Origin of the sequence: Rhizobium sp. BR 362, assembly GCF_036528765.1 — a bacterium.
Classification (GTDB): domain Bacteria; phylum Pseudomonadota; class Alphaproteobacteria; order Rhizobiales; family Rhizobiaceae; genus Rhizobium.
This window is the reverse complement of the sequence record NZ_JARWGH010000001.1, coordinates 418,453-433,308: the sequence shown is the minus strand read 5'-3', so window position 1 is coordinate 433,308 and position 14,856 is coordinate 418,453. Positions and strand designations below refer to the sequence as shown.

20 protein-coding genes and 1 pseudogene are annotated in these 14,856 nt (G+C 54.7%); 5 read left to right on the top strand and 16 right to left on the bottom strand.

The genetic code is table 11. The annotated features are described in order from the left end of the window. The 5 genes and pseudogenes from QDY28_RS02135 to QDY28_RS02115 all read right to left on the bottom strand — a co-directional run. Window positions 1-168: transposase (locus QDY28_RS02135; protein WP_331380071.1), on the bottom strand; the 168-nt coding region annotated here is incomplete at its 3' end. Between the two features lie 79 nt (window positions 169-247). Then, window positions 248-1,195: pseudogene (tyrS, locus tag QDY28_RS02130) on the bottom strand (tyrosine--tRNA ligase); the annotation flags it as partial. Between the two features lie 638 nt (window positions 1,196-1,833). Then, complete coding sequence (locus QDY28_RS02125; RefSeq protein WP_331380051.1) at window positions 1,834-2,529, bottom strand: SDR family NAD(P)-dependent oxidoreductase; 696 nt, start codon at window positions 2,527-2,529, stop codon at window positions 1,834-1,836. Window positions 2,530-2,559: 30 nt separating this feature from the next. Next, entirely contained in the window at window positions 2,560-3,012 is a 453-nt protein-coding gene (locus tag QDY28_RS02120; protein WP_331380050.1) for an NUDIX hydrolase, read from the bottom strand. Window positions 3,013-3,395: 383 nt separating this feature from the next. Beyond that, complete coding sequence (locus tag QDY28_RS02115) at window positions 3,396-4,178, bottom strand: hypothetical protein (RefSeq protein ID WP_331380049.1); 783 nt, start codon at window positions 4,176-4,178, stop codon at window positions 3,396-3,398. Between the two features lie 334 nt (window positions 4,179-4,512). Between QDY28_RS02115 and QDY28_RS02110 the strand changes: the two genes are divergently transcribed. The 3 genes from QDY28_RS02110 to QDY28_RS02100 all read left to right on the top strand — a co-directional run bounded on the left by QDY28_RS02110 (window position 4,513) and on the right by QDY28_RS02100 (window position 6,135). Beyond that, on the top strand, window positions 4,513-4,734 hold the full coding sequence (locus tag QDY28_RS02110) for a hypothetical protein (RefSeq protein ID WP_331380048.1): 222 nt from the start codon (window positions 4,513-4,515) through the stop codon (window positions 4,732-4,734). 90 nt (window positions 4,735-4,824) lie between these two features. After that, the gene (locus QDY28_RS02105; protein WP_331380047.1) at window positions 4,825-5,679 is read left to right on the top strand and encodes a hypothetical protein; all 855 of its coding nucleotides are present in this window, start codon (window positions 4,825-4,827) and stop codon (window positions 5,677-5,679) included. Between the two features lie 180 nt (window positions 5,680-5,859). Further along, entirely contained in the window at window positions 5,860-6,135 is a 276-nt protein-coding gene (locus tag QDY28_RS02100) for a hypothetical protein (protein ID WP_331380046.1), read from the top strand. Window positions 6,136-6,196: 61 nt separating this feature from the next. Here the strand turns inward: QDY28_RS02100 and QDY28_RS02095 are convergent, their stop codons facing one another. Further along, window positions 6,197-7,210, bottom strand: a complete 1,014-nt coding sequence (locus QDY28_RS02095) for a DUF4419 domain-containing protein (protein ID WP_331380045.1) — start codon at window positions 7,208-7,210, stop codon at window positions 6,197-6,199. A 230-nt stretch (window positions 7,211-7,440) separates the two neighbouring features. Next, window positions 7,441-7,947 (bottom strand): hypothetical protein, encoded by a 507-nt coding sequence (locus tag QDY28_RS02090; RefSeq protein WP_331380044.1) that lies wholly within the window; start codon window positions 7,945-7,947, stop codon window positions 7,441-7,443. A 384-nt stretch (window positions 7,948-8,331) separates the two neighbouring features. Here QDY28_RS02090 and QDY28_RS02085 point away from each other — a divergent pair, with 384 nt between their 5' ends. Next, window positions 8,332-8,769, top strand: a complete 438-nt coding sequence (locus tag QDY28_RS02085) for a hypothetical protein (RefSeq protein WP_331380043.1) — start codon at window positions 8,332-8,334, stop codon at window positions 8,767-8,769. A 214-nt stretch (window positions 8,770-8,983) separates the two neighbouring features. Here the strand turns inward: QDY28_RS02085 and QDY28_RS02080 are convergent, their stop codons facing one another. From QDY28_RS02080 to QDY28_RS02045, 8 genes are all read right to left on the bottom strand, one after another. Further along, window positions 8,984-9,523, bottom strand: coding sequence for an HIT family protein (locus tag QDY28_RS02080; RefSeq protein WP_331380042.1), 540 nt, complete (start codon window positions 9,521-9,523; stop codon window positions 8,984-8,986). A 61-nt stretch (window positions 9,524-9,584) separates the two neighbouring features. After that, on the bottom strand, window positions 9,585-10,568 hold the full coding sequence (locus QDY28_RS02075; RefSeq protein ID WP_331380041.1) for a phosphotransferase enzyme family protein: 984 nt from the start codon (window positions 10,566-10,568) through the stop codon (window positions 9,585-9,587). Between the two features lie 145 nt (window positions 10,569-10,713). Further along, the gene (locus tag QDY28_RS02070) at window positions 10,714-11,226 is read right to left on the bottom strand and encodes a GrpB family protein (protein WP_331380040.1); all 513 of its coding nucleotides are present in this window, start codon (window positions 11,224-11,226) and stop codon (window positions 10,714-10,716) included. Window positions 11,227-11,273: 47 nt separating this feature from the next. Continuing rightward, the gene (locus tag QDY28_RS02065) at window positions 11,274-11,696 is read right to left on the bottom strand and encodes a hypothetical protein (protein ID WP_331380039.1); all 423 of its coding nucleotides are present in this window, start codon (window positions 11,694-11,696) and stop codon (window positions 11,274-11,276) included. A 26-nt stretch (window positions 11,697-11,722) separates the two neighbouring features. Continuing rightward, entirely contained in the window at window positions 11,723-12,085 is a 363-nt protein-coding gene (locus QDY28_RS02060; RefSeq protein WP_331380038.1) for a hypothetical protein, read from the bottom strand. Window positions 12,086-12,157: 72 nt separating this feature from the next. Continuing rightward, entirely contained in the window at window positions 12,158-12,490 is a 333-nt protein-coding gene (locus tag QDY28_RS02055; protein WP_331380070.1) for a VOC family protein, read from the bottom strand. Between the two features lie 149 nt (window positions 12,491-12,639). Then, window positions 12,640-13,140, bottom strand: coding sequence for an HIT family protein (locus tag QDY28_RS02050; protein WP_331380037.1), 501 nt, complete (start codon window positions 13,138-13,140; stop codon window positions 12,640-12,642). Between the two features lie 75 nt (window positions 13,141-13,215). Next, entirely contained in the window at window positions 13,216-13,533 is a 318-nt protein-coding gene (locus tag QDY28_RS02045; RefSeq protein WP_331380036.1) for a hypothetical protein, read from the bottom strand. A 21-nt stretch (window positions 13,534-13,554) separates the two neighbouring features. Between QDY28_RS02045 and QDY28_RS02040 the strand changes: the two genes are divergently transcribed. After that, window positions 13,555-14,352 (top strand): alpha/beta hydrolase family protein, encoded by a 798-nt coding sequence (locus QDY28_RS02040; RefSeq protein WP_331380035.1) that lies wholly within the window; start codon window positions 13,555-13,557, stop codon window positions 14,350-14,352. Between the two features lie 64 nt (window positions 14,353-14,416). Here QDY28_RS02040 and QDY28_RS02035 read toward each other — a convergent pair whose 3' ends face one another. Continuing rightward, the gene (locus QDY28_RS02035) at window positions 14,417-14,854 is read right to left on the bottom strand and encodes a toxin-activating lysine-acyltransferase (RefSeq protein WP_331380034.1); all 438 of its coding nucleotides are present in this window, start codon (window positions 14,852-14,854) and stop codon (window positions 14,417-14,419) included. Between the last annotated feature and the right edge of the window lie 2 nt (window positions 14,855-14,856).

Genomic DNA, 14,856 nt, shown 5'->3' with positions numbered 1-14,856 from the left:
TTTCCAAACGAGGTTCGCGTTCACCCCGTGTAAGCGCGCAAGTTTCGATACCGATGCGCCCGGTTCAAGGCAGGCCGCAACAAGGCGGTCCTTCGATCCTTGATCGAAACGGCGTCGTCCATTCCGACCAACCAGCCGCACGGCAAGTTTTTGACCTTCTTCCATCACTTGGTGTCCACCTTTTTTAGGTGGACACCTCATGCCAAAGCTCAATCAATTACAGAAGGTGTGGCGAAATTCGCGCTTACGTAGCTTCGGTAGCGAGACGTTCCTTGACCGCGTTCAGCTCGAATCCTTCTGCCCTTCCAAGAGCTTCAATCTCAGCCAACGGCAAATCCGTGAACAGTTTCAGGAACCGAACAACATCAGCATCTTCTGTGTTGCGCCAGAATTGCCAGTAGTCGTATGGCGAAAGGCGATCCGGGTTCAACCACACCGCCCCGACGACAGTCTTGCCCATCTTTACGCCGGAAGCAGTCGTGAGAAGAGGGGCGGTCATTCCGAAGGCTTCCCTCCCGTCTGCTCGCCGTATCAGGTCAATGCCATTGATGATGTTTCCCCATTGGTCTGCTCCGCCGATCTGCAAGCGACAGCCGGTCCTTCGAGAAAGTTCGAGGAAATCGAACGCTTGGAGAACCATGTAATTGAACTCCAGGAAGCTCAAATTCTCCTGTTTTTCCAATCTCGACATGACGCTGTCGAGCGAGAGCATTCGATTGACCGAGAAATGTCGGCCGACATCTCTCAGCATCTCGATCCAGCGGATGCCATCCAACCAGTCGGCATTGTTGATCATCACGGCATCCGTCGGCCCGTCACCGAAGGAAAGAAGACCATCAAAGACCCTTTTTATCCCTTCGATGTTGTTGCCAATCTGCTCGTCCGTTAGCATCGGCCGCGCCTCCGAGCGGAAGCTTGGATCTCCGATCCGTGTGGTTCCTCCGCCGATCAGAACGATAGGCTTGTGGCCCGACTGTTGAAGGCAGCGAAGCATCATAATCGGAATGAGGTGGCCGACATGCAAACTGTCCGCCGTAGCATCGAAACCCGCGTAGACGGGGACGATACCCGCTTCCATCGCGGAATCTAGACCCGCAAGGTCCGTGGCTTGATTCACATAACCCCGTTCACGGAGAGTTTTCAGAACAGGCGAGCGCGGCTCCGGCTGGTCGGGTGTGGCATTGGAAACTGTCATCGGAACACTCCTGGTAGTGCCGCCAGGGGTTCTCCAAAATGAACAAAGCCGCCTGACGGCGGCTAGTTTCAAGGGATGATCGAAACGCGCCGCTCCTTATGGGAACGTCGCATAATAGGTTGCAGCAATGAGCGCGGTTTTGATCATGAAGGAATCTATAAGCGACCTTTTCTGGCCGTGCAAGGAGAAGCAAATGGCTTCTTGGGATGAGAGCGCGACGCCTCGCTACCGGAGCGGGCGGCAAGGAGGATCACTCGCGATGCCTTTAGCTTGACTTAGTGCAACCGGCGTCCAAGTTTAACGGGACGATATATGTTGCGATTCTGGGTATACCGTGAGCGTCACGACAGACTTTATTGCTGACCTGGTGCGAGCCGCAAACGAGGTCGAGAAGTTGTCACCGAACGAGGTCAGCGACATGCTGGACAGATCGGTGGATACAATCCGGCAGCTTCGGCAAGAACTTGGAATCGTACCGGTACCAGGCAAGGATGCACTGATTTACATCGCACCGTTTCCGCAGGAGCCGCGCGGGTGCCATTAGAGGAGTGGCACTACGGGCTTCTCCATGCCGCTGAGATGATCCGCGATCTGCACATTGTCCGCGATACCGGCACCTGATTACGGTATGCGCGACCTCAGACAACAGGAGCGAAGCTGTTGTCCAAAGTCTCGACAATTTCAACGCGTGCCGGATTTCGCAGGATCTTCGCGTAGCGATATTTGAATGGGCCGCCGGAAAGCTCGATTATCTGATTTGCTACCCAAACAGGGTCTAGCATGGACGTCGTATCCTCGTCGGCCCCCCTCCAGAACGGTGTGCGAATGCCGGAGGGCGCAGCGACGAGAACCTTACCGACGCCAGCATCCCGGGCCAGCGAGGCTCCCAACATCGCGAGTCCGGCTTTGGTAGCCGCGTAGGCGGGCTCCTGCGGCCTCGGCGTATATTGCGAACTTGAGGTGATGAGCATCAATTTCAGCGGAGTGGGTGCGAGCAGCTTCAGCCGCGTTGCCAACATCATGGGCGCAACGATTCCCACGTTTGTCATTGTCAGAAGGGCTTCGTCACTTAGTGTTTCGATTGCTCCCCTTTGCAGGAAACCTGCGGCATAAACCAGTGTTTGCACCCCGGGGAAGGCAGCGACCAATTCGTTGATCGCAGGGACGAGTTGATCAGCAAAGGCACCAATCGACAGATGGAAGAAGAGTGCGCCGGGCATATATGGATCGCGACGGCCGGTGATACAGACCCGGTGCCCCTCAGCGATATAATGCCGGGCCAGTTCGAGCCCGATCCCCGAACTTCCGCCTACAATCAAAATGGTTTTCGGCATGACATTCCTAACGGTTGAATTTGACTGAAATTACGAATGGCGGTTTTCCGGATCGACATTTGCTACTGCGCCAGGATCATATGCTGCAGTCAATTCACGGAAAATTCGCTCATATTGGGGGTGCGCAATGCCCCCGAGAACCGAGGCCTGAGCCGCCGTGACCCATTGCATCGCTGTGTGCTCGTCGCCCAGCAACATCGGCTCACCCCCTTCCCATTCGGTCACCGCGTAGACATGATACCGGGCGCGAGGATTGCCGCTTTCTTGTGGCTCGGAAAGTTCGGCAATCCAGCGAAACTGCACGGGGGTTAGGCCGACCTCTTCCTGAGCTTCACGCACCAGAGCAGCTTCAACGCTCTCGCCGGGTTCGACGTGGCCGCCCACTAGGTCCCAACAATTTGGATACCAGACTTTGTGGGGTGCTCGCTTCATCAACAGCACATGACCATCCCTCACAAAAACAGCGCAAGCCAAGTCTATCAAAACTACCTCCTAGTGATGAGAGCGCGAATTGACCGCAGATGCCGGAACCTAGCTTCGATATCATCCGACGGTCGATATGCCAAAGATCTTCCAGGACGCGTCACCGAGCAAAAATATCTGCGCTTTTGTGATCGGCATGTTGGCGTAAAATGTCATCGAGTTTGCCGACATGCTGGAGATTGCGGACGAGCGGCCCCGGGCTTGGCCTTCTAATGACGATCATGGATTTCCAGGCGAGCCATTGCGTCTGATCCCTTGAGAGAGCATGCCGAATTCGAGGAAAATTGCTAATCCGTACCCTCGCCAGATGGGGGATCATGGCAATGATCGAAGCGCTATTCGATACGTGTAGAATTGCGTTGATGCCATCCTGGGCTTTTCATCTAAACCTTTGCGAGAACTTCCCTCTGCACTTCGTCGTTCATTTTGTCGCCGGGACTCGCAGCGGCGACTGTTGGGTCAATTTGAGCTAATACCGGCTTTTTTTCTGACTGGCGTTCACGTCGCCGCAATGTCGCGAATTCATGCACGACGCAAAACCCAGCCATTAAGGTCATCACACCTTGGATCGACTTCATCACATAATAATAGGCGACTGGACCCAAAGCATCGTAGAGGCGTCGATCAGATTCCCTGGAACCATCGGGATTCTTGAAAACAAAGGTAAGCAAGAAAACTGCAAAGACAGCGGTATAGAACTGCAATAGCCGACGGCGTCTCAGCAAGCCGAAGAACCCTGTTAGCTCAGCGCTCGAAGGAAAATCCGGTCCGCTCGCATCGACGGCCGCCCAGATCGCTTTCTCATGTCCATAGCGCCAAATGGCGAGCCATTTGAAGACAAATACCATCAGGACCGTCGCAAACCCCACGGACGAACCGACTTTGTCAACGCCAAGGCCATAGAACCACCGCCGCATATCATTTCCCAACACAAAGACGGCCAGCATCAATGCGTAGGCGCAATAGAGCCAAGCGAAACCCTGCCAGTATTTTTGCTTACCAACTGGAAACTTAAACACGTAACAGCAGACTGCGACCGTAGCCGGGAACGACGACACCCATGCCGCGAGGTTCATCGGGGGAAAAAACCACGATCCGCTATAGACGTCCGCGATGGCCGATAGTTGAGCATAGACCACACAAATCGCTAACAACTTCCAGAGCATGTCCCCTCCTTGCGGCTTGGCGTCTTATATCGGCATGGTATTTAACGAGCTTCAAAGCCTATCGTTAAGATTGTATCGCTAAACCTATTCCTCGACCGGTCATTCGCCGCAGCGCCGTGGACTTTGCAAAGGGAGCCAGGAAGCATGCCATGTATTATGATCTCAATCCTCGGCAAGCCGTCAGCGGAGGACCACCGCGCCATGCTCAAGGCTCTGCAGGACGTACTCCGACCGCCATTAGAATGAGCCTGTCAGGGCGAAAGCGGACTGCTCAGGAGGACGACGAGTACGCAAAGTTTTGGGAGCGTACGGTGTTGAGAGCCGTAAGGGGACGATGATCATCCTTGAAGGGACGTCCGATCTTCCCGTCGGCGTCGGGCTCCGTGCAATGTTGCATGTTCCGGGCAAGGAAGTCCGGGAAGCTACCGCCGTCAAGGACCGGCTTCATCAACACTCTCTCGCGCCCATCTTAAATGAGGGCTTTCTCGTCGTTGGGGTGGGCAAGGCCGATCTCGAAGACGGTACGCTTATCGAGATTTGCGGCGAGGCCACATAGCCGCGTCATCGTTTGTCGATTTGCTCGAAGCTACAAAGCCAAAGCCGATAGGCATCAGCGCGTTGAGCGCTCCACTCGAAAGATACGAATATGCCTAAATTTGATCCGATTGCCCTACGGCGCAATCGTCTCCGCGACGAGGTTCCCCTCCGCTATTACCTGGAGGCGCAATATGACGAAAAGAAGCCGATGGGCAATTACGCTAACGGACATCTGGCGGAGGTCATCCTATGCTGGCTGCTCTGGCTGGAGACAGAAATAGCGCCCGTGCTGCCGCGTGCACTGCAATGGCTGGATAAGGCCATTGAGGGAGGAGAAGAAGAAAGGTTCGGCCCCGATCCGAATATCCACCGACGCACCCTGCATTGTGCCAAAGCCATTGGCCGATGGATGTGTCATGGAGAAAGCGACGAAGCTACCTGGAAGGTGGCTCAAGACGCGCAGGCCCAGTACATGCGAACGGGCTTCATCAAAGTGCTGGGACCCGACAAGTTTGACTACAAGCTGCAGCGCTTCGTTCGCCAAGAAGCCAAAGGCCTGCCGTTCAGTAAGGGGAGAATTCTGACCGACGGAATTCTCGACAATTTCATGGCCTTCAGCTTTCAGGCTGGCCAATACGAGGCTGGCATCGAGGAATATGAGCGACACCTTGCGCCCAAAATCCCGTCGCTCAAACAGACGTTGCAACCACGGCAGTTTGCGTATGCGCTCTGTCTGCAAAAGCTGGGGCGAGCGCGATTCGACAAGGACGAGCTATTGGGTGCCGGTCGTAGAATGCTGCAGGCAAATCTGCAGGATAAATGGATCGGCGGCGGTGATTACATACGGGCCGCGACCTGGCTAAAGATCGTCTACTGGCATCATGATGCGACACTGACCCCTCTGAAGGTAGTTCTCCGCGCCTACGACGACATGCCGGACGTGCCACGGCCATATTATCTGTGAACAAGAAACCTTCCAATTATGAGGTCCATCGAGGCGACCAAAGCTGCCCGCACCATTGACCTACCGCCCGGTCGGACATGTCAGCCATGATGGTCCACTGGCCGCCGATTGGTAAGCGACTGTGTTGCGATTGCACTCCTAATCACCCTATGCTGAACTGCAGATGATGGGAGCGCAGCAGTGGGACTGAATATCGTAGTCGAGACTGTCGGGGGTTCTGAGCATCCGACCTGGAAATCGGTGCGCCATGGGCCAGACCGTGATCTCGCAGCGATTATCAAGTCGTTGCCGAGCGCACAGACCACAGATTTCGAGGGCGATCTGCTCCTCAGACCGGTAGACTTCGTGCTCTGGAAAACGGCAGCGCCCAATGAGCCTGAAGCGAAATCACGTTATTTAGAGCTAATCGGCATTCTCGAAATGGAGCCTCACTACTGGCTTCACCTAAGCTACTGACCCAGAGCGGATATCGCCAGCAGTACCCCAGCAAGCGTCCCTCACCTCCGCAAGCACAAGGCTAGGATGTTATCTGCACGAACTCACGGCGAGACCGGACCTCGGCGTCATCATAGATCACCGACCAGCCGAAGGACGCGGACAAGGCATTGTTCTCCGTTGCCTGGGCAACACCGAACATCCCCGCGACCAGCCTCAAATTCGTTTCGCTTTCATCGCGAACGTCGACGAACCGCAGCGGAGCGCTCGCGAGCGACTGCGGGAGCGCACCTATGCTCGGCCCCTCCGTTTCTGTCATCCAATCAAGCCCACCACGGGCCAACGAGCGTTCGAGACGTTCGCGCCATGCCGACAGATACTTGTTCGGCCCAAGCGCTCCCGTACGCCAGTCAACAAGATAAGGGAACAGGGTGACGATCCAGCCCGTGAGTTCGGCGGGACCGGAACCTGCCAGGTAGCGGAAGAACGATAGCCAGAATTCGTGATCAATCTTGCCTGCCGCCGTATCGGCGATTTTCGCCAGAACGGGGCCAAGGGCTGCACACCATTCCTCTAATCCGTACTGGGCCATCTGCTGCAAACGAGGAACCATCGAGTTCCAATCTTCGGGCGTTCCATGGAGAATAATCTGGGGAATGCCGCAACCGCACCGTGCCTCATATTCGAAGTAGTCCTTAAAAGCATCCATCCAGCACAGATCAAACGCAGCCGTTTCCATAGCCGTCGTCGTCGAAAAACGAACCCCCAGAATATTTCTGAGCTGTGGAATGCTTTGAGCGATCTGTTTCGAAAATTCCGAAAACAGCTCCGGCCACGGATTGTCCTGCCCGAGAAAGAAATGCGGACGCGAAACTTGAAGTACCTTTTGACCTTCGTGTCCGACAAACTGCGAACGTAGCGCCTCGCTATTCAGCGAAACGTGAGTTGCAAAGCCTTGAGCGATGCAGAACCAGATATCGTCCGGTCGTATAACCAAAGGATGATGATCATAAAAGGCGCGGCGAGCAGCTTCTGCAAAAGCATGGCTGGGTTCACAGTAAACCAACGTTGAACTTGCGCAGCCGACGGCTTCCACACGCCTGGTGCTGAGACTCGCATTGCTTCGTGGGCATCAAGCTGCTCGTACGGGGTGCCGGGCGGGACGTCCGATAGATCAAAAACTCGCATGATAACGATGTTCTCCTAAGTCAGCGGCACGCCGTAGACACTCGAACAGCCGCCATGCTGATATCTATATTACTTACGGACGGCCGGGTAAAAAACGCTGGCCGGGTTAAACACCCGGCCAGCCCGCATGTCGGACAGCTATTTCTCCGGATTCAGCATGACGTAGGCTTCACCGCCTTTTCGGTCATGCTGGAAGATGAAGCGCTTGCCTTTAATCGTCGCGACAAAGGGTTGATTGGGCTTGTCGTCTTGCGGAACCTTGTCTGCAAATTCCGCGACGGTGCTCAGGAATTGCTGGTGCAAAGTGGGGTCGGCACGGTTGGGGCTGGTGATGGCACATTCCTTACCGGGCTTGATCTGTACGGACATCGACTCGTCCTTGGTCATGCCGCTTTGCTCGCCGCCGAGATCGAGGAAAGTGACGCCGTAGCGCTTGGCACCCTGGATACCGGCTGCGAAGGACGGAGCGGTCTGCAGGCAAAGTTCCTTGAAGGCCGTTATGGCGACATCCGTCTTACCGCTCGGGACGGGCGCTGCGGATGTTGGCTGCGGTGAGGATGTCGTGCAGCCAGCCAGTGCCATTGTCAGCGCTAAGCCGATTGTCGCGATTTTGGTGATTTTGTTGATTGTGCATTGATGCTTCATTGTTTCTCTAACTCTGCGGATCGCTGTTTGAATGGTGCCGGGCCAAAGCTCCGGGTACAGCGCAATTTGCCTGGATGATCCGGACGCGAATAGATTCCTCCAGCCGCCAAAACCAGCCTCAGCCCTTGCACTTCCGGTAGCGTGTTCATGCCAGCGCTATTTGAGTCAATGATTGCTAGTACCCGAAATGGTAGTATTGCTAACGGAGAATTTACATCCTGAGTTATCTCACGATCTTAGGGAGTCAAATGCGACCAATGGCTATTGTCGGCCCTAAGCAGTCAGCACGCCCATTGTTGATAAAACTCTATCGGTTGCGTTGAGGAATCTTTATCGCGCCAAGGTTACTCTTGTCGCCGGTGGCGCGGAAAACGAAGAACGAGCATGATCGACAAAAGGACGTATAATAAGCAGCTTAATCGAACGCTACTAGCAAACGTTGGTGCGGTGCTTTTGCTTCGCGTTGCGATGTCCGTTTTTGAGCTGAAGGTGTCGCCTTCTCAGAGCCTAATACTTGGGATTGTGCTCGCAATCGGTTCATTCATCTACAATTTTCGGCCAGACCTAGACCTTGCGTTTCAAATTCAGCAAGCAAAGGCCGCTTCCGAAGACGAATTCACGCGATACTTCAAATTGGCTGCCGGAGGGGTCTTTCTGCTGTTACTTTTTACGAGCGGACTGGTTGCTACCTTGCTGTCCTCAGAGATAAATCCCGGGAAAGCGACACTGATCTCTGTTCTCGCGCCGCCAGTGCTTGCTTCGGTCTACCCCAGGTTTATTGCCATATTCAGGCTCCTAGCTGACAGCTATCGCAAGATCTAAACACGTCCGCTGTTGGCGCAAAGTTGCCATGAACGACACCGCTGCCGGAGGTGGTGTTTGCTGCCGATTCCGCGTCCGATAAACTTGGAGCTTCTCACTTCGGCGATATTTCCAAGGAGAAAAGCGCCGACAACGTACTCGCCGTAGCAGTTCAGCGTCATAATCGGCTCCGATTCCACATTGAGTAGGTGGCTGGGCCACATGGCGGTCGTGTTCAAATTGGAATCTGACTTGCAGCTGAACCGTCTTCCTTGTTGGCAAGCTCCGCCATTAACGCCGCGCCAACGCGCCGAGCCATGTTGGCCATTTCGTCATCATCGATACACAAGACGCCATTCTCGACCATTAGCGCATGATATTGTTGCTCTGCCAGGGGAACACCTTCCGGCAGGGGTACAACATGAAAGTGGAGATGGCTGTTTGCCTGTCGACTGCCGAGCGAGAGAACGTAAATGCGCTCTGCATCAAACATCTTTTTCAGGACGCGAGACAGGACATACACCAGTTCCTGCAAGCGAAGGTACTCCGTCTTTGTGAGATGCTGCGAGAGGTCTTCGCGATGTTCACGAGGGCATACAAGGCAATACCCCTGCAGAGTAGGATACTTACTCAAGAAAATGATCGTATCAGCGTCCTCGTAGACACGATGATGAAAGAAGTCCGGATCGTTGCCGACACAACGGCAGATGAAACAAGGTCTCGTCCCAATTCCATCCAGATAAGCTGCGAGATCGAAAGGCTGGCGCTCTGTCACAATTTGCTTCCCCTCTTCGGACGTTGGGTAGCATTCCCCTTCTTAACTGCGCTGATAACATTCAGAACAGGCGATCAACGAATTGCTCGCTCTCCCATGTTCTGAGAAAATTTGCTTCCCGGGCAACCCAACCGACAGCGTTGTCGCCCCACTCTTGTGCCCGGCTCGCGTATTCGCCCATGAGCCAAAAGTGACGGACGATCACAAACCGATGGGCTGCTTCGTGGTCGTCTGCAGCTATCGGCCGGACTGCTCGATATCCATCGATGAACGCGTCCCACATGCTGGTCAACTTCCGACCAAAGGATATTTTCGCCCACAGGAAAACCGACAAGTCGTAAGCAAGGTATCCTGGACCACCATCATCAAAATCAAAAAACACTGCTTTGCCAGCATCATTGATACGCGAATTGAAGCCGTGGCAGTCCCCATGGCAATACGTCCAGGTCAGATTACTGAACGTTTCAATCGCCTTTGCGGTCCGTGCGGCGATATTTTCAAGATCGCGGAGGACTTCGGCGTCTTCCACTATTCCACTATCGCGTATTCGCGCGAGCGGGCGGTGCAGCAGGTGTTCGAGATCAAGACGATACACTGTCCGCTCAATCGGGAATGTCTCGGCGGCATTGTGCACCAGGGCAAGAGTTTCACCGTTGGCCCAAGCATCGCCAGCGTCTGTCGCATTTGCGTCGCGACCGTCGGCCGCCCTGAAAAGCACACCCTCGCGCGGCCCCTCCGGCGCATTTCCCGTAAGAAACAAAGTGCCGCCACGTGTCGGAATGGGCGCGGAGACCGGAACTCCGGATTGCGAAAGATGTGTCAGGAAAGCCGTTTCGGCTTTGACATCGGCGGGACCACGCGCACGCTGGTGGGAAAGCCGAAAGACATAACGCCCGCCGTCGCTTGCAATGACAAGGTAAACATCATTCAAGCCGCGCTGGAGCATTCTACAAGAAACTGGGGCCGCAAGCCCGTAATGCTTACTGATGAAGCGCTCAATCGTCTCAACCTGTGGGGTCGAATATCGTGCCTCGAAGTCGAGCATCGCCAGTTCCGTAGGAGGAGCCTTTCACGGTAATTCTGTCGTAGTGAGCCGATATTTGCAACTTTGGAGAACAAGAAATTCTGCCGAACCCGCCGCCGAAACAGCGGCGCGTCCTATCCGTTCAATCACCTCTCCCCCAACCCGGTCACCGCAACTGCCCCAGCGCCCTACCCACTATCTCTTGAACGAACTCACTCTTTTCTGACGTGTAGCGATCTCCATCGTATGGAAACCGTTCCGCAAGGCGCTCTTTCAAATTCGAATACGCCTGCGCAACATCGTCATGCTGACGCAGGTAGTCGCGAAACATCAAGCGCTGCTCATGAGTGCGATTTTGCGGCGGGCAAAGATAAACCCGAAGCTTGGGTACAGAGCTTTTCAACAAGAATGCCCAAACATTGTCGTCGTACCGATTTCCGCGAGCTTCGTAGCCCGCATCAACGAGGCACAGGCTGGCGCTGGGGACGGCGGACAAACTGGACAACGTGATGTCGATATCAATGATCGGCTTGGCAGGCATATGCGGAATGGCCGTGCTTCCGACATGGTCAATTGCCATGACAGTGGATCCGAGCAGCTTTCTCAGAACAGCTTCTGCGTCTCTAAAGTGCCTCGGCCAATTCGGATCATAAGGAACGATTTCGACCAGTATCGGCATGGGATTTGAACCTTCTAACGGCAAAATTTAGCGGACTGTCGGCTCTGTCACCGCTTGATGGCGGCAAGTTTCGGGTTGGCGGCCAGATATTTACCAAGAGCCGGATCCTCGACGTAGCGCCGTTGCTGGTCCAATATCTCGTAGTCAGCACCCAGCTCGTTTCGGAGAATTGCGAGGAGCCGATCTACGCTGGCGTTGAAATTGTCACAAACTGCTTGTGTCCATGGACTTGGATCGAGCTGATAAAGCGGGTTGAGATAACCGGAATGCTCGGTATCAAGCTGGTCGCGCAGTCGACGGGCTGCATCCGACAAAACGAGTCTTGGCTTGCGGGACTCACGTCCTTCGAGATCATACACAGCTGCATCGACCGGCCCGGCACCCAGTCTATCCCGCGTCGCCACGTCACCGGCCCACAAGCAGCCGCCCGCGCAATAGTCAAAAAAGAATCTTAGAACACCTTTAGTCATGCTTCCCACCGGCCGTGTCTGCTGATTCAGGACAATGATTGAGGTCGGGAGGTATTTCGTCCTGCTAGACGGCTGACGAGCAGCCAAATCAAAGCAAGAAAGTAGGCAACGGATACGATTGCCGATTCCAGAAGTATTGGAAGCAGCAGAAATCCGTCGCCCGGCCCCGGCTCTTCGTCTGCCGCTAACGTTGGCATTCCGACCAGGTCAAAGGTGAATACCGACGTCAGCACCCAAAAAAATGCGAGTGTGTGCGGCAGCCATTTATGCCGCCCGAACGACCGTGCAATAAAATAAGCCGATATAGGCACCACGACATTCAACACGAGGAAAAGCGGCAGCGCGATCAGGGCTGGCAAAATTGTAGGGTAATGCGGGTCGTAGTACATCAAACTCCCCTAGCGAATGCGGCCTTATTCTGAGCTGTCTCATACGCGAGCTGACAAGGAACACAGACGAATCTAAGCCACGGAAATCTGCATCAGCTCAATGCGATTTCCAAAAGGGTCGTTGACGTATTTGCGTATGTACCCCTCAAGCGGCTGGTCAGACAGAGTGCTAAAGCCCGCCCTCTCAAGAGCGGAACATAGGCTTTCGAGGTCATCAACAACGAAGCCTGGATGGGCCTTCTTTGCGGGAGCGAAATCCGGATCGACACCGAGATGGACCTTCACTGCATCGAGTTCGAACCAGCAGCCTCCCCGCGAAACCAGGTGAGGTGGCTTTTCCACTTCTGCCAACCCGAGAAGGTCTTGGTAGAACGCCCGGGCCTTGTCTTCCTGCCCTGCTGGCATCGCCAGTGTGGTCAATTTTCTTGACGGCCAATTTGCAGCTCCGTTGCCGACATCAGGTGTGCGAGGCAGCATATCGGCCAAACGCATTTACACAATGGACGCCGATGGTACGTTCAGTCGAGGACTTCCCCCTCTCCCTCTCTTTTCAGTCATGTGCTCGGCCATGTCGTTTTGCGTAAAAGCTCAACGACATCGCTGACGGACGGACCCCTTGTCGGAGGTGGGTCTGGCCGCTCGCAAAACTCACGCCACACAAACAGCGTCATCTCCGCCCCGTCCGTTGCACTGTCTCCCGGCCCATCCGCAAAAGTTTCGAGCAGCCGATAACGGGCGTCATTCCAAAACAATTCCTCGACCCAGCCGTATATCGGGATCACATGAAAGTGGATCGGATATCCCGGGGTGTGACCATAGCGACCGATATACACCCGCTCTGAGCCCAGACCAGATTTCAAGGCATTCTGAGCCTTGGCAAGCAAGGGACCAAGTTCAGCTAAAGCCGCGCTCGAAAGCTCCGCCAGATCGTTTGTGAAGGTCTTTGAACTGATCATGAGATAGCCAGGCAGGGCTGAATTGATGCGATGGTTCACCAACCATCCTTCAGTTTCGGCAATCTGGAAGTGTTCGGGGATATCGTCGTTGATGCTCATACTCAACGCTAACAACTTTTGCACCGGAGGCAATGGCATCCTCCACTCTGGCTTGACCATGGAGGGCCGACGGATTTAAGGCACACTACTGCGAAAGGGCAATGAGGAAATTTTTAGGGCGAGATCCGCCGCGCCGATTTCCGACAGGTGTCCGCCCTTGAAGAATGGGTCAGTCGTGACTTCGACCGTTGCCCAATCTGGCAATGTTACGTTTTCCAGTTCTTCGAGCGACGCACTCTCCACTTCGCACAATATCAAACCCTCCAGCTCGCCCTGAAAGACGTCGACCGCGAATGTCATTCCTCCGAAATCGAGGTGATATCGTCGCTTCTGTAGGGTTCTGCCTGGCAAGTTCGACAGCAACTCGTATTCGCTTCCGGTCAGATAGCTCACCCGGAACAAATCCGCCCGCTCGTGGTCCTATCGCACGGAACTGGGGCGACGGCGGCGGCATTGGAATGGCTGGGCTTTCGACTGGCTCACCAAGGTTTTGTCGCTCTGGCGGTAGATCATCACGGTCATACCGGCTCCGAACGGTACCGTGCCGAAGGGTTCCTATGCATGTGGGAACGAGCGAGCGATCTTACCGCCATCCTTGATGACTCGTCCTGGCGAAGCCAGCTTGGCGTCGAAATAGATGAGCGGGTCTTCGTCGCGGGCTTCTCGGCCGGTGCATATACGGCCCTTTTGCTTGCGGGCGCACGTATTGCCTTCTCACAGTTCGAACCCGGCAATCCAGTAAAAAGCCCGATCCGTGGACCGCAAGAATTTCCAAACCTAGCCGATGAGCTGCCGAAGCTCAGCCAAAATCCCGTGCTCCTCGCTTCCTGGGAGGGACGGCGTGGCAGTTTCTCTGATCAAAGGTTTCGACGTGCACTTGCAATCGCACCAGGCCGGTCGGTGCTTGGCTTCTCACAGGACAGCCTTCGAGCGGTCGACAAGCCCGTTCAAATTATCTGTGGTGATGATGATACCGTCGCTCCGCCGAGCGAATGCGGCAAATGGCTCTCCGACAACATTCCTGGCTGTGGGTATGAGGTCTTGAGCGGTGGCGTCGGCCACTATGCGTTTCTTTCCGAAGGATCGGAAATGGGACGAGAGGCCGCGCCAGAACTATTCCTGGATCGACAGGGTATTAGACGAACTGCCATCCACGACTATGTCTCTCAACGTGCTGTGGAGTTTTTTCGAGGCGATATCAGAGGCCAATAACTGCGTAGGCATGTACCGAGGTATCGCTGTCGAAACCACGCACGCGCAGAGGGCAAGCGCCCCATTAACGAATGTTGCGCCACTTCTTGATTCGATTGATCGAGCCATCGGGGTTGCGCTTGATCGAATATCCGTTTTGTCGGGAAAAATGATTTTGTCGCATATCCCTAATGACCATGGCGGCATCACCATGCGGTGCGACAACATCAATGAACCAAAGGTTGTCGCCTGATGCCCATTTTGATTCATGAGGAGTGAGGCCGTCGGACATCAACTTCAGGTGGGTGGCATCGTCCACGAGTGCCCATGTCACAAAGGCTTTTGGATTATCCGGCCCGAAGAAGTAAATCTTGCACTGTCCTGTTTTGAGGGCGGGAACGAAATTCGTTTCCATGTCGGCAATGGACCAGCGTCGATGAAGCGGAGATTGAAGTGCCAGAAACGTCATGCTGCCTAGCGCATCCATCGCACTCAGCTTTCTTAGTGATGAGGCCGCACCCATAA